At 34.4% G+C, this 26,235-nt stretch carries 16 protein-coding genes and 1 pseudogene; 3 read left to right on the top strand and 14 right to left on the bottom strand.

From position 1 onward, the window contains the following. Positions 1-97 precede the first annotated feature (97 nt). A complete protein-coding gene (locus NSQ18_RS13610) occupies positions 98-2,338 on the top strand; it encodes a YhgE/Pip domain-containing protein (protein ID WP_016838618.1) in 2,241 nt (746 codons plus the stop codon). Positions 2,339-2,489: 151 nt separating this feature from the next. Here NSQ18_RS13610 and NSQ18_RS13605 read toward each other — a convergent pair whose 3' ends face one another. The 3 genes from NSQ18_RS13605 to istA form a co-directional block, all read right to left on the bottom strand. Beyond that, positions 2,490-2,654, bottom strand: a complete 165-nt coding sequence (locus NSQ18_RS13605; RefSeq protein ID WP_339288369.1) for a hypothetical protein — start codon at positions 2,652-2,654, stop codon at positions 2,490-2,492. Between the two features lie 239 nt (positions 2,655-2,893). Then, a complete protein-coding gene (gene istB / locus NSQ18_RS13600) occupies positions 2,894-3,649 on the bottom strand; it encodes an IS21-like element helper ATPase IstB (protein WP_016839664.1) in 756 nt (251 codons plus the stop codon). After that, positions 3,646-5,178 (bottom strand): IS21 family transposase, encoded by a 1,533-nt coding sequence (istA, locus tag NSQ18_RS13595; protein ID WP_016839663.1) that lies wholly within the window; start codon positions 5,176-5,178, stop codon positions 3,646-3,648. The genes istB and istA overlap by 4 nt, the downstream gene beginning before the upstream one ends. Before the next feature lie 241 nt (positions 5,179-5,419). Here istA and NSQ18_RS13590 point away from each other — a divergent pair. Further along, positions 5,420-5,952: pseudogene (locus tag NSQ18_RS13590) on the top strand (cytochrome c biogenesis protein CcdA). A gap of 614 nt (positions 5,953-6,566) precedes the next feature. Here the strand turns inward: NSQ18_RS13590 and NSQ18_RS13585 are convergent. Together NSQ18_RS13585 and NSQ18_RS13580 are read right to left on the bottom strand one after the other, a co-directional pair. After that, a complete protein-coding gene (locus NSQ18_RS13585; RefSeq protein ID WP_016839645.1) occupies positions 6,567-7,298 on the bottom strand; it encodes a LytTR family DNA-binding domain-containing protein in 732 nt (243 codons plus the stop codon). Between the two features lie 12 nt (positions 7,299-7,310). Further along, on the bottom strand, positions 7,311-8,012 hold the full coding sequence (locus NSQ18_RS13580; RefSeq protein ID WP_339288367.1) for a GHKL domain-containing protein: 702 nt from the start codon (positions 8,010-8,012) through the stop codon (positions 7,311-7,313). A gap of 1,597 nt (positions 8,013-9,609) precedes the next feature. Here NSQ18_RS13580 and NSQ18_RS13575 point away from each other — a divergent pair. Beyond that, positions 9,610-9,750, top strand: coding sequence for a cyclic lactone autoinducer peptide (locus tag NSQ18_RS13575; protein ID WP_016839648.1), 141 nt, complete (start codon positions 9,610-9,612; stop codon positions 9,748-9,750). Between the two features lie 392 nt (positions 9,751-10,142). Here NSQ18_RS13575 and NSQ18_RS13570 read toward each other — a convergent pair whose 3' ends face one another. The 9 genes from NSQ18_RS13570 to gltB form a co-directional block, all read right to left on the bottom strand. Next, positions 10,143-11,882 carry an ABC transporter ATP-binding protein gene (locus NSQ18_RS13570; RefSeq protein WP_339288365.1) on the bottom strand — a complete coding sequence of 580 codons (1,740 nt, stop codon included), beginning with the start codon at positions 11,880-11,882 and terminating at the stop codon, positions 10,143-10,145. A 244-nt stretch (positions 11,883-12,126) separates the two neighbouring features. Beyond that, on the bottom strand, positions 12,127-14,124 hold the full coding sequence (locus NSQ18_RS13565) for a methyl-accepting chemotaxis protein (RefSeq protein ID WP_016839650.1): 1,998 nt from the start codon (positions 14,122-14,124) through the stop codon (positions 12,127-12,129). An 816-nt stretch (positions 14,125-14,940) separates the two neighbouring features. Next, entirely contained in the window at positions 14,941-16,326 is a 1,386-nt protein-coding gene (locus NSQ18_RS13560) for an ammonium transporter (RefSeq protein WP_168412521.1), read from the bottom strand. Positions 16,327-16,347: 21 nt separating this feature from the next. Then, positions 16,348-16,689: a P-II family nitrogen regulator gene (locus NSQ18_RS13555; protein ID WP_096551303.1), complete on the bottom strand. Its 342-nt coding sequence runs from the start codon at positions 16,687-16,689 to the stop codon at positions 16,348-16,350. Positions 16,690-16,710: 21 nt separating this feature from the next. Then, positions 16,711-18,051: a type I glutamate--ammonia ligase gene (gene glnA / locus NSQ18_RS13550; protein ID WP_016839418.1), complete on the bottom strand. Its 1,341-nt coding sequence runs from the start codon at positions 18,049-18,051 to the stop codon at positions 16,711-16,713. A 49-nt stretch (positions 18,052-18,100) separates the two neighbouring features. Beyond that, on the bottom strand, positions 18,101-18,976 hold the full coding sequence (gene dapF / locus NSQ18_RS13545; protein WP_016839417.1) for a diaminopimelate epimerase: 876 nt from the start codon (positions 18,974-18,976) through the stop codon (positions 18,101-18,103). 4 nt (positions 18,977-18,980) lie between these two features. After that, a complete protein-coding gene (locus tag NSQ18_RS13540; RefSeq protein WP_016839416.1) occupies positions 18,981-20,231 on the bottom strand; it encodes an LL-diaminopimelate aminotransferase in 1,251 nt (416 codons plus the stop codon). A 16-nt stretch (positions 20,232-20,247) separates the two neighbouring features. Next, a complete protein-coding gene (locus tag NSQ18_RS13535) occupies positions 20,248-21,717 on the bottom strand; it encodes a glutamate synthase subunit beta (protein ID WP_168412520.1) in 1,470 nt (489 codons plus the stop codon). A gap of 22 nt (positions 21,718-21,739) precedes the next feature. Beyond that, positions 21,740-26,215, bottom strand: a complete 4,476-nt coding sequence (gene gltB / locus NSQ18_RS13530) for a glutamate synthase large subunit (protein ID WP_339288360.1) — start codon at positions 26,213-26,215, stop codon at positions 21,740-21,742. Between the last annotated feature and the right edge of the window lie 20 nt (positions 26,216-26,235).

The following is a 26,235-nucleotide window of genomic DNA, read 5'->3' as shown; positions in this document are numbered from 1 at the left end:
AAGGTTTTAAGGGTCTCAATGTATTAGAGTACCCTATATATATTACGCAAGAATGACCAAATGAACAAAATAGTCATTACTTCCAGGAGGTAACAAAATGAAAAAATCGTCATTTATGGCGGAACTAAAATTTCTTCTTTCAAACCGGAAAATTCTCATATCGGTTTTAGCAGTTGCGCTTGTTCCTGTACTGTATACAGGAATGTTTATTTGGGCATTTTGGGACCCATATGCGCACTTAGAAGACTTGCCAGTTGCCATTGTCAATGAAGATTCCGGTGCTGAATTTGAAGGAAAAACGTTGGAAATCGGGAAAGAACTTGCTGAAAAACTCAATGACAGTGAACAGTTTAATTTCAAAGTAGTTTCAAAGGAAGAAGGTTATAAAGGTTTAGAGAATCGAGATTTTTATTTGCTAGTGGAAATACCAGAAAATTTTTCTAAAAATGCAACAACGATTCTAGATGATGAACCGAAAAAATTGGAACTAAAATATGTTCCGAATGAAAGTACAAACTTCCTTTCAGCTCAAATTGGAGAAACTGCCATGAGAGAAATCAAAGCGGAAATCTCCAAAAATATCATTTCAACTTATTCCGAAACCATGTTTGATTCCATTTCAAAGTTAGCAGATGGAATTAGCCAAGCAAGCGATGGAGCAAGCCAATTAAAAGATGGTGTAGCTGATTTAAATGATGGTTCAAAAACATTGAGTGACAATCTTGCAACATTGGCTTCAAAAATGATTGAATTCAAAGAAGGCGTAAACCGTGCAAGTGATGGTTCAAGCTCGATTGCTGCTGGCTCTAGTCAATTGAAAGATGGTCTTCGTCAAGTGAACGAAAATCTTCCATCCCTTGTCGAAGGAACATCTCAAGTAGAAGATGGCCTAAAACAAATGAAAGATCAACTTCCAGCTCAAGTTGCTACAGGAATTTCTGAAAATCTTAAAAATAGTGTTGAGAATATTAGTAATGGAATCGATCAATTAGAAACTCAATTATCTGCAGAACTTTCAACACAACTGACAGCTGGAATTGTCAATCAACTATCAAGCCAACTTGCAGTACAATCCATATCAACACAAACTCAAAACTTAGAACAAATTCAGGCTGCTCTCGTTGCCAACAACATTATGAGTGAAGAACAAGCTGCTGCCTTTATCGCGCAGCTAGCAAGCAATGTTCCTACGAAGGAACAAATTGAAGAGCAATATAAAACCCAATTAAAAGCCCAATTAGAACCTCAAATTTCTACGGGTATCAGCAAAGGACTCAAAGAAGGGTTAACACAATTTGAAACTTCACTAACAAATCAATTGCTTTCTTCAGCTGATGGTATTGAAGAGCAATTAAAAACTCAAACTGGCCCTGCCTTTGATCAATTAATTGCAGGTCTTGACCAAATTAATGCTGGACAACAAACATTGCAAAATGGTGTAAATAAACTTTATACTGGTTCAGTTGATTTAACAAATGGCGCTGGGGAATTAAGCTTAGGCATGAAACAGTTAACTTCTGGTGCAGGTCAACTTCAAGACGGTGCAAATCAACTAGCAGATGGTTCAAATCAATTAAAATCCGGCACAGATAAATTGTTAGATGGTACAACGGAATTAGCTGACAAACTTGCTGATGGAGCTGAAGAAGCTGGTTCAGTTAAGGCAAATGAAGATACGTATGACATGATGGGTGAACCGGTTGTTATTCAAAAAGAGGCAGTAAATGAAGTGCCAAATTACGGAACAGGCTTCTCACCATATTTTATGTCACTAGGCTTATTCGTAGGAGCACTAATGTTATCCATTGTATTTGAATTAAAACGACCAGTCATCCGACCGAAAAATGCTTTCACTTGGTTTGGTAGTAAATTTGGTGTGATTGCCATTGTCGGTATCATTCAAGCACTATTAGTAGATTGCATTTTATTATTGGCATTAAAACTAGAAGTTGTAAATCTTCCGTTGTTCATCCTAACTTCCATAATTGTAAGCATTGTGTTTATGACACTTATTCAAATGCTTGTCACATTATTAGGAGACACTGGACGATTTATAGCGATTATTATATTAATTTTACAATTAACAACAAGTGCAGGTACATTCCCAATGGAGTTGCTACCAAACACACTTCAACCAATCAATGCACTATTGCCAATGACTTATTCAATCCAATCCTTTAAAGCTGCAATCTCAAGTGGGGATATTTCATTCTTATGGCAGAACAACTTCATACTATTAAGCTACATGGCTGCCTTTATCCTCATTACGATTGGATATTTTGCACTTTCAACAAAAAAATCAAAAGATGTTGAAATGACTGCAGTAATGGATGAGTAAATATAATGAAGGAAAATGTATTAATTATTCATTGGAATCACATTGAACGTTTCATTTAATAAGAGGCTGGGACAGAACTTAATTTTTATGAAAAACAACAAAAATGAATATTAAAATTACGTTTAAATAGATTTAATATCCCACTTCTAAATCAAAAAAATGTTAGACCAAATATATCTTGGTCTAACATTTTTCTTTTTTTCCAACCTCTTTTGATAGATGTTAGTTTAACACTAGAACTTGTTGCTGCCAATGCACTTATACTAGGAGCAAGCACCATACATGATACTAATATACTAAATAAAAATTTTTTCATAATTTGAATTCCTCCTATTCATCTATTAATTTACAACCCAACTATAATACAAAGTTTGGTAGAGTTTCCCCTTTTTTCCTAAATCGATCTTTACAAATCCTGATTTGTTCTTTTCGATGGGGAAATTGCAAATAAGATTAGATTTTTATCATTTATTGTAACCGTCAAGTAGAATTAAACAATTTTCCACAAATAATTTTAAACAGTTTTCTACAATTAAGATTCAACAGTTTGCTAAATTAAAATAATACCTTTCTGTATTTCATACGAATGCTATCCGTTTCGTTATCGAAAGTGATAATTTCACTCCTATGTAATAAACGGTCAAGTATAGCTGTTGTTAAAGTAGGATCACCAAGAAATTTTCCCCATTCATTTGGCCCTTTATTAGAGGTTAGAATGAATGCTGCTTTATCATATAAATCATAGATAAACTGGAAAAATAGATTGGCTTCCTGAGTCTCGTAAGTCATGTACATGACATCATCAATAATAATTAAATCCGAAGCTATAATACGTTTGTAGCGTATTTTAGATTTATTGATATATTCTTTTGTTTTTAAAATATACATAAGCTGATTCATGGAGACAAAGGATACTTTGTATCCTCTCTCCACAGCGTGTATTCCTAATGCAACGGATAAATGTGTTTTTCCTGCTCCTGTTGGTCCCATCAAAATTAAAGTAAAAAATTCTTCAATCCAATTCAGTTCTTTTAATACATTTAGTTGTTTTTCACCAAGAGCTGTTTGTTCCTTCAAATCATAGGTATCAAACGTCAATATTTCTGGGAACTCTGCCCATTTCATTAATCTCTCATTATTTTTCTGCTCTCTACATCGCATCTCATAGCTTAAGATTTCATAAACCAGTTCATGATATGTCCAATTCTTTGCTTCAGCTTCACGGAGTAAATTCGGTAATTCTTTAGCCGTCTCAGCGAGGCGCAAGGTACGACATTTATCTTGTAAAATTTCATAGGGATGATGATTCATTCATTTTCACCTCCAGATAAGACTTTTAAATAAATGTCTTCGGATCGTTCTGGTGCTGATAAATCTTTATACTTCTCATTCAATTCAACGATTTTAGGTGAACTTTTTTGATATTGTACAGATAATGCATGTGCAATATCCCGAAAATCATTTGCACTGGTCATTCCAAGTTTCTTCATTTCAGATAAAGCTTCCTCACAATGATTTGGGTAAATTCTGATGGCTTGTTGTAGTACTTTGAGTTGATCCACTAAATGACGTGGATATCGTTCTTTCAATTTGTGTATTAACCATTGAATATTCTCTTTATCTATGAATGTTTCTTGAATTTGATGAATTAAAAGATCTCGTTTACTTGTGCTATGTTCCCGATGGGAGGGATCTGTAATAATCAATCCTTTTCCTTCGGATATTCGGTGCTTTGCTAACTCCATCCCAGTTTCTTTCAGTCGAATAATTAACCAACCATCCTCTTCTTGTAAATAAGCAAGATTTGGGGCATCTGCTCTATATGTTCCTTTAGGAACGCTATATCGATTTCCTTCATAACGAATAACATTGTCCTTATGGATATTTCTTGTTATACTTGGAGTTGAAACATTTGCGAAAATGTAAGTACCAGAGACTTTCTTTAAGTGTTGCTTTTCCAGGGCGTGCACTTCAGAAGGTCTCTTTTTCGTATTATGATGAACTTTATAGTTTCCTGTTCTTTTCAACCAAGCGTGGCACGATTGATTCCAATCTGAAAGATGATCGAATACTCGATTTTTGCTAAAATTATTTTTTACAAATTTCACAACCTGTTCAATTTTACCTTTTGATTCCGGATCACTCTTTCTACATAAATAAACATTAAATTTACGGGTATGATGATATTTAGTAAATTCAGCTGTAAGAATTAAATCACCTGCATTTTCACTAACTGCTAATAACGCATCTTGGTCATAGACCATTTCTTCTGGCATTCCTCCAAAGTATTCAAATGCATTTTCATGCATTCGAATCATATCGGAAGTACGAAAAGGTCGATCGAGCCATTCTACATATTTATATCTTGAATGTGATAAAACAAATGCGATAAAATACAACTTTTTATTCTCACCTTGTCTGTTTTTGACGGTAGTTTGTCCAAAATCCACTTGAGCCTGTTTTCCCATTGGTAATTCTGGAACTACACTATATGTCCTCTGAACCTTTACCTTTGGAATCCGATAGTAATCCCTCATTTCGTTTAAATAATTTCGTACAGTGTTCTCAGCGACTTCCCTGAAACCTAACTTTTCTTCCAACCAATCATAAACTTGTGCAGCAGTTAAATCAGGATGTTCCTTCAACCACCCTAGAATTTGATCATGATAAGGGTCTAGTTTCTTTTCTCTTGTACGTAATGTACTTAAAAATTCTTCAAACTCATCAGTACTCATATTCAAATAATCTATCACTCTATTTCTTGAAATATTTAGTTTTCTTGCAATAGCACTCTTGGAGAATCCCTCTTTGTATAAACGATGAATCTCGATGTAAAGCATAAATCTGTTCACTCCTAATTCCTCACTTTCAATAGACTAGTAACAGTATATTTGAAAGTGATTGATGGTGGGGAAACTGTTTAATCTTATTTGGGGAATTCTGTTGAGTTCTATTTGTGGAAAACTGTTGATTCTAGTTTAGCGTTTACATTTATGATATTTTCCAAATATAATAAAGGATTTAACTTATTATTTAATTAACTAATTGATTAACTTTTAAAGAAGAATCGGGGGGATTATATTGGAAACAGATATTTCAATTTTTCTTTGTTTTGGTGCAGGTCTTCTAACTTTCCTTTCTCCTTGCGTGTTTCCTCTATATCCGGTCTTTTTATCCTATATAACAGGTTTAAGTATTGATAAAATACAAAGTAATGAGTTTAGGGATAAAAAAATTATATTCTTTCATACAGTTTGTTTTTTGCTAGGTTTTTCTGTCATTTATTTAGTTCTAGGATTAGGTTCTACTGAAGGTGCCACATTTATTGAAGCTTGGTATATTCAATACGGTAATTTAATAAGACAAATAGGTGCAATCCTTATCATTTTATTTGGTCTGGTTATATGATTTCTTATATTTTTGGCTTTAGTATTCCTTTTCTGTTAATCGCCTTTTTCTCAACAAAATTTTCATGGTTAAGAAAATATACTGGAGTTATTATGAGAATTGGTGGAGGAATAATGGTTGTAATGGGAGTAATTCTTTATTTTAATAAGTTCACAATGATTAATTCATTACTTCAACCAATATTCGGTGATTTCCAAGGATTTTGAATTGTTAGCTCTAATGCCCCCTGATAATACTTTAAATCTTGTTTTACTATCACAACATGACGAACGGATGATTCCTTAAAGTAATAACTCCCTATTAGGCAGACAGATGAAAAAATAAAAATCATCTGACCTAATAGGGAGCTTCTTTATGCCCCTTTATAAATATCAAAAAAATTCGTATTGAGACGGATTCAATTATAATGAACTGTTGATTATTAATTTTAAAAGTTGGCATAACAATAAGAAATTCACCAGATTTAAAAGATTGGATTCTAATTTAATGCCCCATTTTCTAAATCCAAATCTATATGTATGCCTTTCTAGTACAGCTTAAAGGGCGATTCTTTGATTATCTTCTACTGTTATCCTTTGGTTACTCACAAGTCCCTGGATCTATAAAGATTACGCATTCAAAAAACTTCCTTCCAAAACTGAAAAATCAATTGATAAATATATTTTTATAACAATTTCCGTTATCAAGAAAAATTAAACGGCTTAAGCCCATTGGAACATAGGCTCAAGCCGCTTAAAAACTTTATTTTTTAGAATGTCTACTTTACAGTTAGAAATTTAAAGTTTTCGAATTTCTAAAACACCCACATTTTATGCATCCATTACACTAAGTGTTTCACAATATTTTTAGCATATCTGTATGAAACCAAGCATTCATGTCCATTTTCCATTATTAATATTTTATTTTTTACATCATATTCGTGCAAATAATCAATATTTATTAGATAGCTGTTATGTGATCTACAAAATCTTGGATCCAATTTCTCTAAATCTTTTAATTTTCCATAAAACTCATAGATGCCATTTTTTGAATGCACTCTTATTTTATGAGGTATTGAAGAGGTTTCAAAATAATAAATATCTTCATAACGAATATTTTTTATATTCTCTCCTACTTTTATTTGAAGTACTTTTGTAGAACTATTATGGCCAAGTGTCAAATAATGTTGATATGCAGTTGTCAATGCTTCGATGATATTGTTAGCAAGTAATTGTTGATTCGACGTTTTAATAATGAAATCAAGAGCTGCTACTTTGTATTTAAAGGTTAATTTTAGTTTATTGGCAAAGGTCGTTACAAAAATAATAGTTGCTAATGGATCTTGTTTTCGTATAATTCTAGCTAATTCTAAACCGTTGATACTGCTATTCAATTCAATATCTAATATGTAACATTCAGCTGAATGATTTTCGATATAAGATATGACTTCTTCTGGTGTTGAAGCACATAATGCAATTTCAATACTTGGCAAATGAAAACTTGAATATCTTCTTATGACATTCTGCAGAAATTGTCTTTGTTCTAAATCATCTTCGCAAATTATGACCTTCAAGAAACATCACCTTTATCTTATTTCAATTTCTTGGATAAAGATATTTTCCTCAATGCTCGTATTCATTAGTACATTTGGGTAGTTATTTAAAATATCCTTAACATTGTTTAGGCCGTAGCCACGGTTTCCTTTTTTTGTTGAATAATGATTTTTATAAAGTTGATGAATATCTAATGTATTGGTGAAATTATTTTCAATAATCATTAATACTGAATTATCATTTGTTTTCATAATAGCAAGATTGATAAAGGGATTCTCACATTCAATACTTGCTTCTATAGCGTTGTCAATTAAAATCCCTATCATTCTTGATAAATCAATAATATCCATATAAATAGAATCGATTTTTTCTGGAATTTCGATTTGTATATCAATTTTCTTCTCTACAGCTGTTAATAGTTTTGTTAGTAATAATCCTTTTAGTTCCATCAGTTCTAAATTCCCTAAATCATGAATTAAGGAATTTTTTAATAGTGTATTTTTTTCAGTATTTATGATTTTTTCTTTAAAATATTTTTTTAAACCATCTAAATCTTTATTATCTATGTATCTCTCCATTGTAATTAAAATATTTTTATAATCATGACGAAATTTTTGCATTTCAATATTAATTTCATTTAATGAACTCATATATTGAGAAAACAATGCTTTTTGTATCTTCTCATGCTTTAATTTATTCGTTTCGTTGATACTATAAATAAGTAAGATGAACAAAAATGACATAACAATTAAGTAACATATTTGAATGATTAGATTAATTCTTGTTAGCTGCAATTCTTCGTATGATGTTGGTATAAAAATGTTCAAATATAAGACGATGACAGTTACACAACATAAAATACTGATGAGAAACTTGGTAATAAAATTAATGGGCAAATAATCTCGTTTATATAAATTTATGAGTAAATTAATGATTATAAATAATATTGCATAACAAAGTGCAAAGATTAGAGAGTGGAAAAAGACATTATTGTTTTTATTTAAAACCAGTTGGGCAATGTGGTCTGAAATCATTCCGATGAAAATAATTAAACATAAATCAATACATATTTTAAATAAATTAGAGTGAAAAATCAGAGCTAACACGATACTACCAAATAGTATAATGATGGCAATCCATGATTCCAGAAAATAAAATGAAACTAATGATATAACAGCTATTGATAGACTAATGGAAACAGAAAATAGATTTAATTTTATTTTTTGCAAATAAAAAATCGATAGGCAGATTACAGTAAATTCAATAATACTAACAATAAGTAAATCTGAAATTGTAACTCTCCCCTTTAAGCCTTGAATATATGATAGGGTTATCAAAAAATAATTCGTTTGATTGATTTGAGTATTATTTTAATCAAGGATAAGTTGGAAAATCACTATTTTTCATGATTGAAAAATAGTGATTTTTATATGTTAGTAATTTTGGGATGGCATATCCCAAACATTATTTATCGCAACTTACATTCACTAATTAAGATAAATGAAATAGGATTATGGAAATATTTATACGAAAAAATAGCACACATTTCACATTATACACCATAATCCTATAATAAAAAATTTAGATGAAAGAAAATAATGAAGATGCTTGTAAATATATTAAGTTCAATAACTATTTTACTGTAAAACTCGCAATATACTCGTTAAGTTTAATAGTTTTTGTTACATCTAGGAGTAAAATTTAAACACTTATGACATAAAACTCCATTTAATCAAAATTTACATTAAGATAATGATGTGGTGGTGTTTATGAATTTTCTATCGAATATTGAGAATCGAATAGTCAATATGCTTACTCTAGAACATTACAATAATTTAGAGAGAGAAAAAATAAAATTTGGCGTGAGATTAATATTGAATGATATTTGGAAAATTATCATTATCTATCTGATTGCCATATTATTAGATTGTTTTTTTATCACTTTTTTCACTCACATTGTATTTTTTATTTTGAGACAAGTTTGCTTGGGGTTTCATTTTCAAAATAATATTGTTTGTTTACTGATGAGTATACTTGCATTTCCAATTGGTGTAATCATCATAAAAGATTTTCATCTAAGTATAGAATGGTTGATTTTATTCACTGGTACAATGTCTTTATTTTTATTTATTTTTTCACCAATTGGTACGAGTAAACGTCCTGTTTTTAATTATAAACATAGACAGTATTTAAAAAAGAAAATAGCTTTTAGATTGTTTGTTTTATGGCTTTGTTTCATATTTATACCTTCCAGCAGAATTTTCATTTTTTACGGAATAACATTACAACTTATTTCTGTATTAACACAAAAATTTGTAGGAGGTAAAGAGAATGTTTAGAAAATTACTTGTCAGCAAAATTTCAGGTTTGGTTATTTTATTAGCTAATACAGCAACTACTATGGGATGTACATTAGTTTTTCATGAACCAGAACTTCCTGAAAGCTTAAAGAAAGAAAATCCTTTTAATTAATGGTATTATTTTAAGAAAAGAATTAGTGTTTTCTAAGTTGATAGAAAATTCTGTTTGGAAGTGTAGCATAAAAAGGGGATCGTTTTAAATTTTTAGACGATTCCCTTTTTTCTTATTCTTTCATTAAATTGAAGATATGGAATAATACATATTAGAAATGAATGGCTACTGGGATTTTTGATAATTTGACTAAAAAATAGATAATTGCTAATTAAGAAAAGAGTTGAGACAAAAGGTTTTCAGCCAATAGAAAAACCGAACGATTATTGAAACTCTATTCTGAGCTTCAATATCATTCGGTTTAATTAAATATCGAAATGCTAATGATAATTCGATTTTAAGAAGGCCAATTTTAGTTCTGTCCCAGCTTCTCCATTAACTCCAATAATCTTTTAGATAGAGATAAATTCCTCCTCATTTTTTTGAAACTGGATATGATGCAATTTTGCAAATACGCCATTTAAAGCAATTAGTTCCTCATAAGTGCCTTGTTCTTCAATTCCATTTTTCGTTACAACAATTATACGATCGGCGTTGCGAATCGTTGCAAGTCGATGCGCAATGACTAATGTTGTACGATTTTTGGACAACTCGTTCAAAGATTTTTGAATCATCATTTCTGTTTCAGTATCCAGTGCAGAAGTGGCTTCATCTAATATTAAAATTGGCGGATTTTTTAGGAACATACGTGCAATGGCTATACGCTGTTTTTGACCTCCTGATAATTTTATGCCGCGCTCCCCAATCTGCGTTTCATAACCATCTGGAAGAGATTCGATAAATTCTTTCAAATGAGCCTTCTCAGCAGCCGCTTGTATTTCCTCAAAGCTTGCACCTAGTCTTCCGTATTCTATATTTTCACGAATTGTACCAGTAAATAAGAATACATCTTGCTGTACAATGCCAATCTGTTCACGCAACGATTTTTGTGTGATATCTCGTACGTCGATTCCATCAATAGTAATCGCCCCTGCGTTTACATCATAGAAGCGGGGAATTAATGAACAGATTGTTGTCTTCCCTGCTCCAGATGGACCGACAAATGCGATTGTTTGGCCAGCTTGGATATTAAATGAAATATTCCGTAATACCGGCTTTGATTCATCGTACTGGAACGATACATTGTTGAAAGAGATATTTCCTTGTAAATGAGGAACTGCTACAGCATTGGGACGATCCTGAATTTCCGGATCTTGCATCAGTAATTCCCGGAAACGTTTAAATCCTGCCATTCCTTTTGGATACAGTTCAAGTAATGCACTAATTTTATCAATAGGTTTAATTAAAACATTTGTATATAATACGAAACTTACTAATTCACCATATGTCAATTTGCCATTATAACTCAACCAAGCACCTACCACTAAAATGACTAAAGTCAATAGTCGTGTCATAAAATAGATGCTTGAGTGTGTCCCTGCCATCACTTTATAAGCAAATAGTTTGGCAGCGCGGAAATATCCGTTTTGTTGTTTAAAGCGCTTCATTTCAAATTCTTCGTTTGTAAATGATTTAACAACCCGGATTCCTGAAACACTATCTTCTACTCTTCCATTAACATCCGCAATTTTACTATACATTTCTTTCCAAGCATTGTTCATTTTATTGTTGCAGTAAGTCACTAACCAAATTAAAAAGGGTGTGAAAACAAGTGCAATAAACGTCAATGTCGGATTTACTTGGAACATAATAATGAACGCACCAATAAATGTCATCATTGCAATAAAGAAATCTTCTGGACCATGGTGCGCAAATTCACCAATATCAAAAAGATCATTTGTAATGCGGCTCATAATATGGCCCGTTTTTGTATTATCAAAAAATTTAAAGCTTTGTTTTTGGATGTGATTAAATAAATCGCGACGCATGTCGGTTTCAATATTAATTCCTAGTTTATGACCCAAGTAGTTGACAACGAAGTTCATGATGGTGCTTAAAATGTAAACAAGTAATAATAAAATGCTGACTTGTACAATTTTTCCCCAATCGCCTTCAGGTAATAAGACATCAATAAACCATTGCACCGCAATTGGGAAAAACAAATCTAAAATAGCCACAAAGACAGCACATGAAAAGTCGATGATAAATAATCGTTTATGTGGTTTATAGTAAGAAAAAAAATGCTTTAACATCTTCTTTTCCTCTCTTTTGATAGTCATATCTTGAATTATACAAAAATTTTTTGCAAATGGATAACATTTGTAATTAGACTAATACTTTTTAAAAAGAAAAATAGGCAGAAGATTAAACTCTCCTGCCTATTCTACATCGTCATCTAAAATATTTAGTCACTCAAAACAGTTTGTACTGATGGATGAATCGAAAAGAACCCTTTTTTCATTACGCCATCAAGATGTAATATTGAAGTTGCCTTCATCAATGATATTTCATATTAGATGTGACAGATTTCAATTCTTCTGCCATTGATGCAAGGGACTGGGCCGAAGCGGAAATTTCCTGCATCGCAGCCAACTGTTCTTCCACTGTTGCGACAACTTCTTCAGATGCCGCATTATTACCTTGAGCCACTTCCACAAGACCATCCAATTCTTCATTGACATGTTGAAGAGCTTTGGACATTTCTTTCACTGCTTCAGAAACTTCTTCCATTTGCGGCGAAATTTCTTTCGTTGTTTGGAGAATGTGGTTGAATTGTTCAATGGCTTCGCTTGTAATCTCTACCCCATCATCTACATTTACAGAAATCTGTTTCATCATCTTTACTGTATTTTCCGTATCATCTTGAATTTTCTTAATAATCTCCTGAATTTCTTTAGCTGATGATTGGGTTTGTTCGGCAAGGCTTCTTACTTCATCAGCGACTACAGCAAATCCTTTGCCATGTTCACCTGCACGGGCAGCTTCAATAGCCGCATTTAAAGCAAGCAAATTCGTTTGATCGGCAATTCCAGTAATTACATTTAAAATTTCATTAATTTGTTTTGAACTATCATATAAAGAATGAATAATGGACTGTGATTGGCTAACAGATGTATGAATGGATTTCATTTGTTCAACCGTTTTGGAAACAGCTTGGCCGCCTATGTCTGCCACCTGAATAGCTTTGCGTGAAAGTTCCGTCACGTTGGATGAACGTTCGGCGATGTCCTCCACTCCTTGCGAAACTTTTTTAAAGATATGGGATACATTCTCAACCATACTTGTCTGCGCTTCTGCATTTTTCGATACTTCTTGAATCGAATTGGACACTTGTTCAGTTGCTGCAGTCGTTTCTTCGGAGCTGGCAGACAATTGTTCCGATGTAGCCGCGACTTTTTCGGCTGTTTCGTCTATTTGAAGAGTCAAAGTACGCAACCCATCAATCATTTCATTAAAAGCCATTCCTAACTTTCCAATCACGTCATTTGTCGATATTTTTGCGTATTGGGTCAAGTCCCCTCCACTGACTTTTACGGCTAAATCACCCAATTGTTTAATCGGTCTGCTTAAAGATTTAATGATGAAAACAGCAGCAAAGATACCAAAGATAATCGCAATAGTTCCTACAATCCATGATAAATGTAAGATAGCTTCATTTGCTTCATCAATTTCTTTCTCATAAATCAGTCCGCCGATTTTCCACCCAGTCAATTCATCCGTAATGAAATGTAAAATTACGGATTCTCCATTTAATACTCCATTAACCTGTCCTTTATCTTTCTCATACAATTTGTCGTAAATCGAATCTATGGCTTCACTTCCCAATTCAGCAGATGGATGAGCAATATATTTATTGTTTTTGTCTAAAACGAGTCCATATCCCGCCTTGCCAATTTGAATGTTTTTCACTAATTCTTCCAACTTATCAAGATTGATGTCAATTCCTGCAACTCCAGTGCCATCATCGAGAGCTTTGGAGATGGTAATCACCATTTTTCCTGTACTTGCAGCAACATAAGGTTCTGAAATAAAGGTTTCTCCTTTATTCTCCATGGCTTGAATATACCAATCTCTTTCTCTAGGATCGTATCCAGCTTTAACCGCTAAATGTGCTGGTTCCTTCACAAATATTCCGTCTTCATTTCCTACATAGACACCAGCAATTTCGGGATGGGATTCTTGATAAAATTTCAGCCATTTACGTATTTCAGAATGATTGGATTCTTGAAATTGGGATCCTCTTATACGATTTGACAATATTTGAATATCCGTCATTTTCGGTTGAATTAGATCCTTGATAACATCATCGATTCTAGATACATTAGCCGAAACATTATCCAATATTTGGTTTCTTAATTCTTCCTTGGATGTTTGATAAGATAATGTGCCAATTAGCAAAGAAGAAAGGATTACAATAATTGTAATGGAAATAAATAATTTTATATGAAAATTACGAAAGCTAAACTTGCTGATTTTTTTTGAAACTTTTTTCACTGATAGTCCTCCCCTAGTTGAAAAGTGGCATCTCCTTTGCCTAAAAAGATTTTGTATTTTTGTTTTCTATTTGTTGTTTAATTTATTTAGCTTAACGGGTTTGGAATAAATTTGATAATTAATGTTAAAAGTAAATCTTGGGAAAATAATTAAGATCTTCTCATACTTCATTTAACCTCCAGTATTTAAAATATAAAATTCATGCATTGATCCTAAAAAGAAATGTCTTCTTTTCTAAATCAACACTTGCTGAAAAAAAACCCATTATTATATCGATATAAATTTCTAACTTTTTGATATATCCTTTTAAAATCTTTATTTTGTAAAACTTTAGAATTATCGATTTATTTTTTATTTAGTGTAATCAGTCTAATTTTCCATCTTACCAAAATATGATTTTATCTCTTATAAAACAAAATTAAATAGTTTTAAAGTCACATAATCAGACTTTACAATTTATAAAAAAAGCAACGATTCATACTTATGAATCGTCGCCTACTGATTTTAGGGAATCATCAAACCTATTAATTATTGACAGGCATAATTTGAATTAATTTCCTTTCATCAGGGTTTTTCTTATTCCATTTATACGTAACCATATACTGTTTACCTTCTTCGATTAACTGGTTTCTGGCGTCAATCTTATTCCCATTTCACATCCATTTTCCAACTAGTTAGTGTGGTAACGGATGTATCTTTGTACAAATTAAAAAAGCCTGAGGAAATCTTCCTCAGGCTGAAAGTATTGTCTCCAGATCTTCAATAGAATCGCAAAACAATGTTAACCCACTGTATGAATTTCCCACTCAAAACAACTTAAGAAGTTTTACTTTTTACTACCCCGTGTCCTAGATTATTCAAACGATCGGCTAAACCTAAACCGTGTTCAGGTTTTTCGTCATTGCCATTGATTACTCTTTCAAGCAAGGTTTGACTCCATTCATATGCATAAGAGCCATGTTCAGAATAATCGAGACCTGCAATTTCATCTTCGCTTGATACACGAATCGGATGAATAAAGTTAATCAGAACTGTTGCAACACTTACAATTAAGAATGTATAACTGATAACGGCTAAAACTCCAATTGCTTGAACGCCTAGTTGAGAAGCTCCATACCCATAGAATAAACCGCTAGCTGTCGAGAACAATCCGATTGCAAGAGTGCCCCAAATACCACAAATACCATGAACAGCAATAGCACCAACCGGATCATCGACACGTACTTTTGCATCTAAGAAACGAACACCTTCTACTAATAAAATACCTGATACGAATCCAACTATAATTGAACCTAGAATGGAAATATCTGCTGCACCTGCTGTAATCCCTACTAATCCACCGAGTACACCATTTAGTGAAATGGACGGATCAATTTTTCCAAAGCGGATTTTTGTATAAACGGCAGACGTCACAAAAGCTGCCGATGTAGAAAGTAGTGTCGTTGCAATGACATGTGGTACTAAACTTGTATCTGCTGCAAGGGTGCTTGCACCGTTGAAACCAAACCAGCCTAACCAAAGTACGAATACACCTAAAGCACCTAGAGGTATGTTATGGCCTGGAATCACATTGACCTTTTTACCTGTATATTTTCCGATACGAGGCCCGAGGAAGATGACAACGGTTAATGCGGCAATCGCACCAGTTAAGTGCACCACTGTGGAACCAGCAAAATCTGTAAATCCGAGCTGTGCAAGCCATCCGTCACCTGACCAAACCCAATGGCCTATGATAGGATAAACAATGATGCTCATTGCAACAGCAATCATTATATAGCTCATGATTCTTATCCGTTCTGCTACAGCACCTGAAATAATGGTAATGGAAGTTGCAGCAAACATTGCTTGGAATACGAAAAAGTCGATATCTTCTCTTCCCGATAAGAAAAATCCATTTGTTCCAAACATACCTCCAGCTGAATCACCAAACATCAAACCGAAGCCAACAAGATAATACAAAATGGAAACAATACTAATCGTTAAGAAGTTTTTCATGATGATGTTTAACGAGTTTTTTGCTCTCGTAAATCCTGTTTCCACCAAAGTAAATCCAGCATGCATGAAGAATACTAATATAGCACCTAACATGACCCAAACTAGATTCACAGACAATTCTATCGACTCAACAGTTGGTGCTTGTGCATAAGCTGGCATTGCAGCGAACAATAATAATGGAAAAATAGATAGCATTTTTTTCTTCATCTTCACTCGACTCCTCTCAACTTATATAATCGCTTCTTTACCATGTTCCCCTGTTCGGATGCGAATTGCTTCTTCAACAGGGATAATAAAAATTTTTCCATCACCTACCGATCCAGTTTTGCATGTTCTTTGAATCACTTCTATCACTTGATCTACTTTCCCATCTTCTACAACCAATTCAATTTTCAACTTTGGCAATACTTTAATTTCAAAAGTTGTACCTCGAAACATCCCCTCCACACCTTTTTGTTTGCCTGTACCGGCAGCTTCCGTAACGGTCATGCCACCGACTCCAATTGAGAATAAATTATCTCGCAATTCTTTAAACACTTCTGGACGCGTAATTACCTCAACTTTTTTCATATAACGTCCTCCTTTAAGTAGTTAATATAAAGTGATATAACGTTCACGTTCCCATGGATGCACGTTGATTCTAAATTCATCCCATTCAATACGTTTTGCTTCAATAAAGTGCGTTGTAATATGTTCGCCAAGTGCAGCTTTAATGACTTCATTTTGTTCGAGTGCGTCAATCGCTTCTTTTAAACTAGCTGGTAGACTGCGAATGTTTAATTGATCTAATTGTTCCTCATCCATTTTATAAATGTTAGAGTTTACTGGGTCACAAAGTGTTAATTTATTTTTAATGCCATCTAAACCAGCTGCCAGCATTACAGCTAGGGCAAGATATGGGTTTGCGGATGGATCTGGGTTTCTTAATTCAATGCGGGTACTTAAACCACGGCTTGCTGGGATACGAACGAGTGGACTACGATTTTTTCCTGACCATGCAATATAACAAGGTGCTTCATAACCAGGAACTAATCGCTTATAAGAATTGACTGTCGGATTTGTAATGGCTGCAAAACTATAAGCATGTTTTAAAATTCCGGCTAAATATTGTTTAGCAGTTTCACTTAATCCTAATTCATCTTTCTCATCAAAGAAGGCATTTTCTTTACCGCGGAATAGAGATTGGTGACAGTGCATTCCTGAACCGTTTACGCCATAGAGAGGTTTTGGCATAAATGTGGCATGTAGACCATGTTTTCTAGCAATATTTTTTACTACTAATTTAAATGTTTGAATTTGATCGGCTGCATCGACTGCATCGGAATATTTGAAATCAATTTCATGTTGTCCAGGGGCAACTTCATGGTGGGATGCTTCAATTTCAAAGCCCATTTCTTCTAAGGTAAGAACAATATCACGACGGCAGTTTTCCCCTAAATCTGTTGGAGCTAAATCGAAGTAACCTCCATTGTCGTTCAACTCCATTGTTGGATTGCCATGTTCATCTGCTTTAAACAAAAAGAATTCCGGTTCTGGACCTACGTTCATTGCTGTAAATCCAAGTTCATTCGCTTCCTTTAGTACCCGTTTTAATACGCCACGGGGATCACCAGGGAAAGGAGTACCATCTGGTAAATATACATCACAAATTAAACGTGCAATTTTTCTACCTTGTTCTGCTTCCCAAGGGAAGATAAGCCAAGTATTTAAATCGGGATATAAATACATATCTGATTCTTCGATTCTTACAAATCCTTCAATAGAAGAACCATCAAACATAATCTTGTTATCTAAAGCTTTTGGTAATTGACTAAGCGGTATTTCAACATTTTTAATAATTCCAAATAGATCTGTAAATTGTAACCGAATGTAGCGCACATTTTCCTGTTCAGCAATTTTTAAAATGTCTTCTTTTGTATAATTTTTTTTCATATTAAATTCCTCCTATTATCTATCGAAATTTCATTTATTTGATTGCTTGTTACAGCATTGTTTCTTTTGTGAAATAATCTAATTTTATTTCACCGTGGCAAATGTATTCTGCTCTGCCTTTTTTCCAAACGTGGTTATGTTCATCCCAATGAATTTCTAAATCACCTCCTGGAAGATGGACTGTTATTACTTGGTTTTGCTTCAGTTTTCCATTGAGCGTGGCTGCGACAACCGCCGCACAAGCACCTGTACCGCAAGCCATTGTTAAACCAGAGCCTCTTTCCCAAACTCGATAGTCGATTTCATTGTCATTTTTTACCTCTACAACACCAACATTTACTCTTTCAGGGAATAAATCGGAGAATTCAATCATTGGGCCGATTGTTTCTAACGGTACATTATGAACATCATCAACAAACATAATGGCGTGAGGGTTACCCATTGAAACACAAGTTAAGTAGTAAACATTTCCTCCTATCGTCAATGGTTCATTGATAGTCTTTGTTGTTGGGTCACCTTTCATTGGAATCATTCCTTTTAACAATTTCGGTTCACCCATATCAACTGTGACGAATTCCACTTCTTTTGTATTTTCTTGAGAAATGTGAACTTCAACGATACCGCCAAGTGTTTCTATAGTAAAACACGTTGAATCTATAAATTGATGATCATATAGATATTTCGCTACACATCTTAATCCATTTCCGCAATTTTTCCCCTCTGAACCATCTGCGTTAAAGATACGCATTCGAAAGTCGGCTACTTTTGAATCGCAAATAAGAATCATCCCGTCAGAACCAATTCCAAATCTCACATCAGAAAGATTTTTTGCTAGAGTTGGAAGTATTTGTTCTTGCAAAGTATTTTCTAGTAAATTAATAAAAATATAATTGTTTCCTAAACCATGCATTTTTGTAAAATACATTTCATCACCTTCCTTTGAAAATAAACTGAACTCCTTTCAATCGTCTTTCAATTTCCTTCATCACTTGCTGTTCTTCTTCTTCTGAATTAGCTTCAAAGGTAACGGAAAATCTTACGAAACTCCCTGCATCATCCCACGGAACTGTTGAAATCAAATGTTCTCGAATAAGGTATTGGGAAAAATCTTCCGCTGTTTGAAAGGAAGGCCCATCTTTGACCCCGATTGGAGCTTCAGCATATAAGTAAAAAGAGCCTTTCGGTTTTTCCACTTGAAAACCACACCCACGAAGAATATTCACTAGTAATTCATGGCGACGGGAATATTTATTTGCTGTTTGTTCGGTTATTTCAGGGTGGGATAAAGCGTAACTTGCAGCTTTTTGGATTGGAATAAATTGACCAGAATCGCTGTTATCCTTTACCGTTTGAAAAGCTTTTATTAATTTTGCATTTCCAGCAATAAACCCGATTCTCCATCCAGTCATATTGAAAGACTTGGATAAGGAATGGATTTCAACTCCTATCTCTTTTGCACCAGGTACCGATAAAAAGCTGAGTGGCTTCTCACCGTCGAACATTAATGCGGCATATGCTGCATCATGGACGACGATTAATTGATTGCTTTTTGCAAACTCAATAACTTCTTCAAAAAACTGTTTCGTCGCTACTGCACCAGTTGGGTTATTGGGATAATTTAAATAGAGCAGTTTTGCTTTCTTTAATACTTCTTGATCAATTTGATCAAGGCGAGGCAAAAAGTTATTTTCTTTTAATAATGGAAGATAAACAACTTCGCCACCGTAGTATTTTGTATAAGTTCCTAGCACCGGATAACATGGTGATGGCATTAATGTAATGTCCCCTGGGTTAATGAAAGCAGCTGGCAGTAAACTGAGTCCTGATTTAGATCCAATAACATGGTTAATTTCTGTTTCAGGATCTAAACCATTTACTCCAAATACCTCTGACATATAGCGGGAAGCAGCCACTTTAAATTCATGTATGCCATTATCTGAATAAAATCGGTTTTCAGGTTTTAAGGCTTCTTCGAATAGTTTTTCAACTACTCTTTTGTCTGCCATTGCATCAGGTTCACCGACTCCCAAATCAATTAAAGCCATATCCGGTTTTTCTTTAATGGCTATTCTTTTAGCTCTTTTAATTTTTTCAAATTTGAATATTTCTTCCTTTAAACCGAATGAAGGACCCCCAATTCGATCGGCAAATAATTGTTGTATATAATCTTCAGTCTGCACTTTAACCCTCCTAAAATTATAGGTTTACTTTGTTTGTTATTAACTGATGACAAGATTTTGCGGCTTCTTTTCCCTCTTGAATTGCCCATACAATTAAACTTTGACCACGTCTTGCATCGCCAGCAACAAACACGTTGTCTATATTTGTTTTGTAAGCACTACTATTTTTCAAGTTTTTAATATCAATATTTAATTGTTCAAATAATTGTTGTTCTGGTCCTTCAAATCCGATTGCCAGTAACACTAGTTGAGCAGGTATCATTTTCTCTGTATTTGGTATCGGTTCTCGAATTTTTTCACCTTTTTCATTCAATGTCGTTTTCATACCAACACTTTTCACAGCAACAAGTTGACCGTTATCATCACCAATAAATTCTAATGCAGTAGTTGTAAATAGCCTTGGATCATCTCCAAATTTCGCTAGCGCTTCTTCTTGACCGTAATCCAACTTATATGTCATTGGATATTGTGGCCATGGATTATCAGGCGTACGTTCTGATGGACGTTTCGGATAAATATCGAATTGGACGACACTTTTACAATTTTGTCTTAGAGCAGTAGCGATACAATCGACTGCTGTATCACCGCCGCCTATTACTACCACATCTTTTCCCTCAGCAGAAATATATTGACCATTTTTAAAATCTGAATCCAGCATACTTTTCGTATTGGCGTGTAAATAATCCATCGCAAAGTGGATCCCTTTTAAATTTCTTCCGTTAATTTGTAGATCACGAGGTTTCGTTGCACCTGTGCAAAGAATGACCGCATCAAACTCTGATTGTAATTGGTCAATCGAATAATCTTTCCCAACTTCAACGTTTGTTAAGAAGGTAATTCCCGCTTGTTCCATCAGATGGATTCGACGATCAACTACGTGTTGCTCAATTTTCATTTTTGGAATGCCATAAGTGAGCAATCCTCCGATTCGATCTGCTCTTTCAAATACTGTTATTGAATGCCCATATTTATTTAACTCATGTGCACTAGCTAAACCAGCTGGTCCAGATCCAATTACCGCAATCTTTACTCCTGTTCGTTTTTCTGGAATGTCAGGTGTTACCCAACCTTCTTCAAAAGCTTTTTCGATGATTGCCCACTCTATACTTTTAATGGTTACGGAGCTTTCATAAAGGGAAGCGACACATCCAGCTTCACAAGGAGCCGGACATGCTCTTCCAGTAAACTCTGGAAATGGATTTGTTTTGCTTAATCGTTCATAAGCCTCTTTCCATTTACCTTGGTATACAAGCTCATTCCATTCAGGAATTAAATTAAATACCGGGCAACCTGTCGACATTCCTCCTACAGTAGAGCCATTTTGACAAAATGGAACACCGCAATCCATACATCGAGCTGCTTGAGTTTTTAACAAGTCTTCAGAAGGTAATGTTGATATTTCCTTCCAGTCTTGAAGTCTTTCTAGTGGATTTCGATACTGGGCATTTTGTCTTTTATACTCCAAAAATCCAGTCGGTTTTCCCATTTTGTTCACCACACTTTCTTAATTAGTAACTTTCTAATAAATACAATTCTTGTTCATCTAAAATCTGCTTATATTTGTGAGGAATCACACGAATAAAATTCGAAACTTCTTTTTTCCAATTTTGAATGATTCGTTTCGCTACAAGACTATTCGTTTCTTGAACATGTTCTTTGATTAAAGAAAGCACAAACTGGATTTCTTTTTCACTTTCAATCGTTTCAAGTAATACAAGCTCATCGTTATAATTTTCGTAAAAATATTTGTTTGCTGGAGAATATACATAAGCAATTCCGCCAGACATACCTGCTGCAAAGTTTTTCCCAACTTCCCCTAAAATTACGACTCTACCACCTGTCATATATTCACAGCCGTGATCTCCTGTACCTTCGACTACAACAAGTGCTCCACTATTTCGAACACAAAATCTTTCTCCTGCTTTACCGCGAATAAAAGCTTTACCGCTTGTTGCACCATAGAATGCCGCGTTGCCGATGATGACATTTTCCTCTGCAACAATCTTTGTATTTGAAGAAGGAGCTACAATGATTTTTCCACCAGATAATCCCTTTCCGACATAGTCATTTGCTTCTCCTTCCAACTTCAACGTAATGCCATTTGGAATGAATGCTCCAAAACTTTGGCCTGCGGATCCTGTAAAGTGAATTTGAATTGTATCTTCATTTAAACCTTCACTTCCATGTATTTTCGAAACAACACTTCCAAGCATTGTACCGACAGAGCGGTTCGTATTTTTAATAGGAAGAGCAATATGAACTGGCTTCTTATGATTTAAAGCTTCCTTGCTTAATGGAATTAATTTTTCATAATCCAATGTTTTTTCTAGTTGGTGATTTTGGCTTTTTGTAGCTGTACGTTCACCATCATAGCTAACGAGTAACGAAGATAAATCCAGTTTCTTTTCCTTCCAATTCACATCATTCTTAATCTGAATAATATCCGTTCTTCCCACCATTTCCTCTATTGTTCTAAAGCCTAATTCCGCCATATATTCACGAATTTCTTGCGCAATAAAGTGCATTAGGTGGACAACGTGTTCAGCAGTTCCGATCATTTTTCTTCTAAGAACTGGATTTTGAGTTGCGATTCCCACTGGGCATGTATCTAGATGACAAACCCTCATCATGACGCACCCTAACGATACAAGTGGCAATGTTGAAAATCCGTATTCCTCTGCTCCTAATAATGCGGCGATTACTACATCTCTACCGTTCATTAGTTTTCCGTCTGTTTCGAGCACTACTTTGTTTCTTAAGCCATTTAGCATTAATGTTTGATGTGCTTCTGCTAACCCTAATTCCCAAGGGAGGCCAGCATGCTTAATGCTCGTTTTTGCTGCTGCTCCTGTTCCTCCATCATAACCACTGATGAGAATTACATCGGCTTTAGCTTTTGCAACACCAGCAGCAATTGTTCCAACACCACTTTCGGAAACTAGCTTTACGTTGATTCGCGCTTCGGGATTGGCGTTTTTCAAGTCGTAAATTAATTGCTCAAGGTCCTCAATCGAATAAATATCATGATGAGGCGGTGGTGAGATTAGTTCAATGCCCGGCGTAGAACCTCTTGTCTTTGCAACTTCTTCTGTCACTTTATGGCCGGCAAGCTGTCCCCCTTCTCCTGGCTTTGCACCTTGAGCCATTTTGATTTGAATCTCATCACAATTCACTAAATAATGACTTGTTACACCAAATCGACCGGAAGCCACTTGTTTAATGCGGCTTAATTTTGAATCACCATTTGGCAAAGGAATAAAGCGGTTTGGATCTTCTCCTCCTTCTCCTGAATTGCTTTTTCCGCCAATTCGATTCATTGCAATGGCAATTGCTTCATGAGCTTCTATACTAATTGAACCGAAAGACATGGCACCTGTTTTAAATCGTTTAAAAATCGATTCGATTGGTTCTACTTCTTCAATCGGAATTGGTTTTCGATCACTTTTTAATTCAAATAATCCTCTTAACGTTGTATTCGTTTCTTTCGACAGCATTTCGCTATACTTTTTGTAAAGTTCATATTTTCCTGTACGGCAAGCGAGCTGTAAAGTATGGATTGTTTCAGGACGATAAAGGTGATCTTCACCATTTTTTCGCCATTGGAAATCAGATCCTTCTTCCAATAAAAGTTCATCATCTTCCCATGCAGCTTTATGGCGAATAACTGTCTCTAATGCAATATCATTTAATTCAAGTCCACCGATTTGAGAAATCGTACGAGGGAAATAATTTTCAATTACTTCTCGACTCAATCCAATTGCTTCGAAAATTTGTGCACCGATATAACTTTGCACCGTTGAAATGCCCATTTTAGACATGATTTTTAATATCCCTTTTGTGATACCTTTCACATACTTATCAATTAAATCGTTATCTACTGCTTCTTCCAATTGTGAAAGGGATGCGTAAACTAAATAAGGATAAATAGCGTTAGCTCCATAGCCAAGTAGTGCTGCAAAGTGATGCACTTCTCTCGGTTCTCCTGATTCGACAATAATGCTTACTTTATTGCGAAGGCCTTTTTGTATTAGGTAGTGATGGACACTGGAAACAGCTAATAATGATGGAATGGCTGCATTTTGTTTGTTTACACCTCTGTCGCTAATGACAAGTAATTGATATCCATCATTTGCAGCTTTTTCAGCGTTTTTCAGAAGTTTTTTCAAATAAATTTCCATCGATTCTGGTTGTTCAGTAGGGAATAAAGTTGACAGTTTAGACACTTTCCAACCGTTTAAATTTAAACTAATAATTTTTAGCCATTCATTTTTAGTCAAAATAGGTGTTTTTAACTTTATTTTTTGATAGTCTTCTTTTTTAGGTTTTAATAAGTTACCTTCACTGCCCAAATACACTTCCATTGAAGTAACGTACGCTTCTCGAATAGCATCGATTGGTGGATTTGTTACTTGGGCAAATCGTTGTTTAAAGTAGTTGAATAATAGTTGTGGTTTTTTGGATAATACAGCGAGTGGCCCATCATACCCCATTGAACCAACTGGATCGTCTCCACGGACTGCTAAAGGTTTAATATATTTTTCCCATTCTTCAAAGGTATAGCCAAATGCTCGTTGGAGACGAATTATTTGAGTACGATCCATATTTTTTGATGTTTCTACATTTAATGCAGGAATGTTATCGATTGGTAAAATCATTTCAGCTGTCCATTGTTCATATGGATGTTCATTGATAAATTGCAGTTTTAGCTCCTCATCGAACAATAAGGCTTTCTTTTCGAAATCTACTACTAACATTTGACCTGGTTTTAAGCGGCCTTTTTGGACGATTTTTTCTTCTGGTATGTCGACAACTCCCACTTCTGAAGATAAATAGAAAAAGTCATCTTCCGTCAAAATGAATCTAGCAGGTCGTAAACCATTTCGATCAAGGCAAGCACCTGCTTGGTGTCCGTTTGTGAACCCCATTGCAGCTGGCCCATCCCACGGTTCCATTAATAAGCTATGATATTGATAAAACGCTCTCTGTTTTTCTGAAAGTAATTTATTATTTTGCCAAGGTTCCGGAATCATCATCATCATCGCTTGGGGTAAAGACCATCCGGACATCACTAAATGCTCTAAAACATTGTCAAACATTGCAGAGTCGCTGCCGTCGAGATTGACAATTGGATGAAGTGCCTCCAAATCATCACCAAACACTTCCGTTTTCATTGTTGCTTCTCGAGCAAACATCCAGTTTACATTACCGGTAATAGTATTAATTTCCCCGTTATGCATGAGCATCCTGTTTGGTTGAGCTCTGCTCCAACTCGGGAAAGTATTTGTACTAAAGCGGTTATGAACCATTGCCATTTTAGACTGGTAATTTTCATTCGTTAAATCGACATAAAAATTTTTTAATTGATTCGGTAACAGTAGCCCTTTATAAACAATGGTTTTCGATGAAAAACTAGAAATATAACAAGCATCAATATTACGCTCGAATTGTTTAAAGGTGTTTTCAATTTTTTTTCGGGCAATATATAAACGTCTTTCGAAATCATCATTTTGACTATTAACTGATGTAGGTATAACAAATAACTGATGAATTGAAGGGGCTGTTTGTATGAATTCATTTTGTAATACTTGATCGTTCGTTGGTACAGTTCTCCATCCGAAAATTGTCAAACTGTTCATTTCAACAATTTCTTCAATTCTTTGCTTGTATTCTTCTTGTTTCGTTTCCTCTTTTGGAAGAAAAATCATCATAACACCATATTCCCCTAAAGATGGCAGTTGTTTTCCCTGCTTTCCCCATTCTTTTTCAAATAATTCATGAGGTATGTCAGTTAAAATGCCTGAGCCATCACCTAACGTTTCCTTATCATCTCGACCTCCGCGATGAGTTAACCGTTCTAGGGCAATTAACGCTTGGGATACAAGTGAATGTGATTTTTCACCTTTGATATTCGCTAATAAGGCGATTCCGCACGAGTCATGTTCAAATTGTGGATTGTATAAACCTTGTGTTAATCCTTGATCCATTTTTCTGCACCCCTTAATTC

The organism is Ureibacillus sp. FSL K6-0786, from assembly GCF_037965165.1.
Classification (GTDB): domain Bacteria; phylum Bacillota; class Bacilli; order Bacillales_A; family Planococcaceae; genus Ureibacillus; species Ureibacillus thermosphaericus.
The sequence above is the reverse complement of the archived record's forward strand: the minus strand, read 5'-3'. Positions and strand labels throughout refer to the sequence as shown.

What these genes read in the sequence shown, in the direction of transcription:
- NSQ18_RS13610 (WP_016838618.1), top strand. Translation starts at nt 98, where the DNA reads ATGAAAAAATCGTCATTTATGGCGGAACTAAAATTTCTTCTTTCAAAC.
- NSQ18_RS13605 (WP_339288369.1), bottom strand. Translation starts at nt 2,654, where the DNA reads ATGAAAAAATTTTTATTTAGTATATTAGTATCATGTATGGTGCTTGCT.
- istB (WP_016839664.1), bottom strand. Translation starts at nt 3,649, where the DNA reads ATGAATCATCATCCCTATGAAATTTTACAAGATAAATGTCGTACCTTG.
- istA (WP_016839663.1), bottom strand. Translation starts at nt 5,178, where the DNA reads ATGCTTTACATCGAGATTCATCGTTTATACAAAGAGGGATTCTCCAAG.
- NSQ18_RS13575 (WP_016839648.1), top strand. Translation starts at nt 9,610, where the DNA reads ATGTTTAGAAAATTACTTGTCAGCAAAATTTCAGGTTTGGTTATTTTA.
- NSQ18_RS13570 (WP_339288365.1), bottom strand. Translation starts at nt 11,882, where the DNA reads ATGTTAAAGCATTTTTTTTCTTACTATAAACCACATAAACGATTATTT.
- NSQ18_RS13560 (WP_168412521.1), bottom strand. Translation starts at nt 16,326, where the DNA reads ATGAAGAAAAAAATGCTATCTATTTTTCCATTATTATTGTTCGCTGCA.
- NSQ18_RS13555 (WP_096551303.1), bottom strand. Translation starts at nt 16,689, where the DNA reads ATGAAAAAAGTTGAGGTAATTACGCGTCCAGAAGTGTTTAAAGAATTG.
- glnA (WP_016839418.1), bottom strand. Translation starts at nt 18,051, where the DNA reads ATGAAAAAAAATTATACAAAAGAAGACATTTTAAAAATTGCTGAACAG.
- dapF (WP_016839417.1), bottom strand. Translation starts at nt 18,976, where the DNA reads ATGTATTTTACAAAAATGCATGGTTTAGGAAACAATTATATTTTTATT.
- NSQ18_RS13535 (WP_168412520.1), bottom strand. Translation starts at nt 21,717, where the DNA reads ATGGGAAAACCGACTGGATTTTTGGAGTATAAAAGACAAAATGCCCAG.
- gltB (WP_339288360.1), bottom strand. Translation starts at nt 26,215, where the DNA reads ATGGATCAAGGATTAACACAAGGTTTATACAATCCACAATTTGAACAT.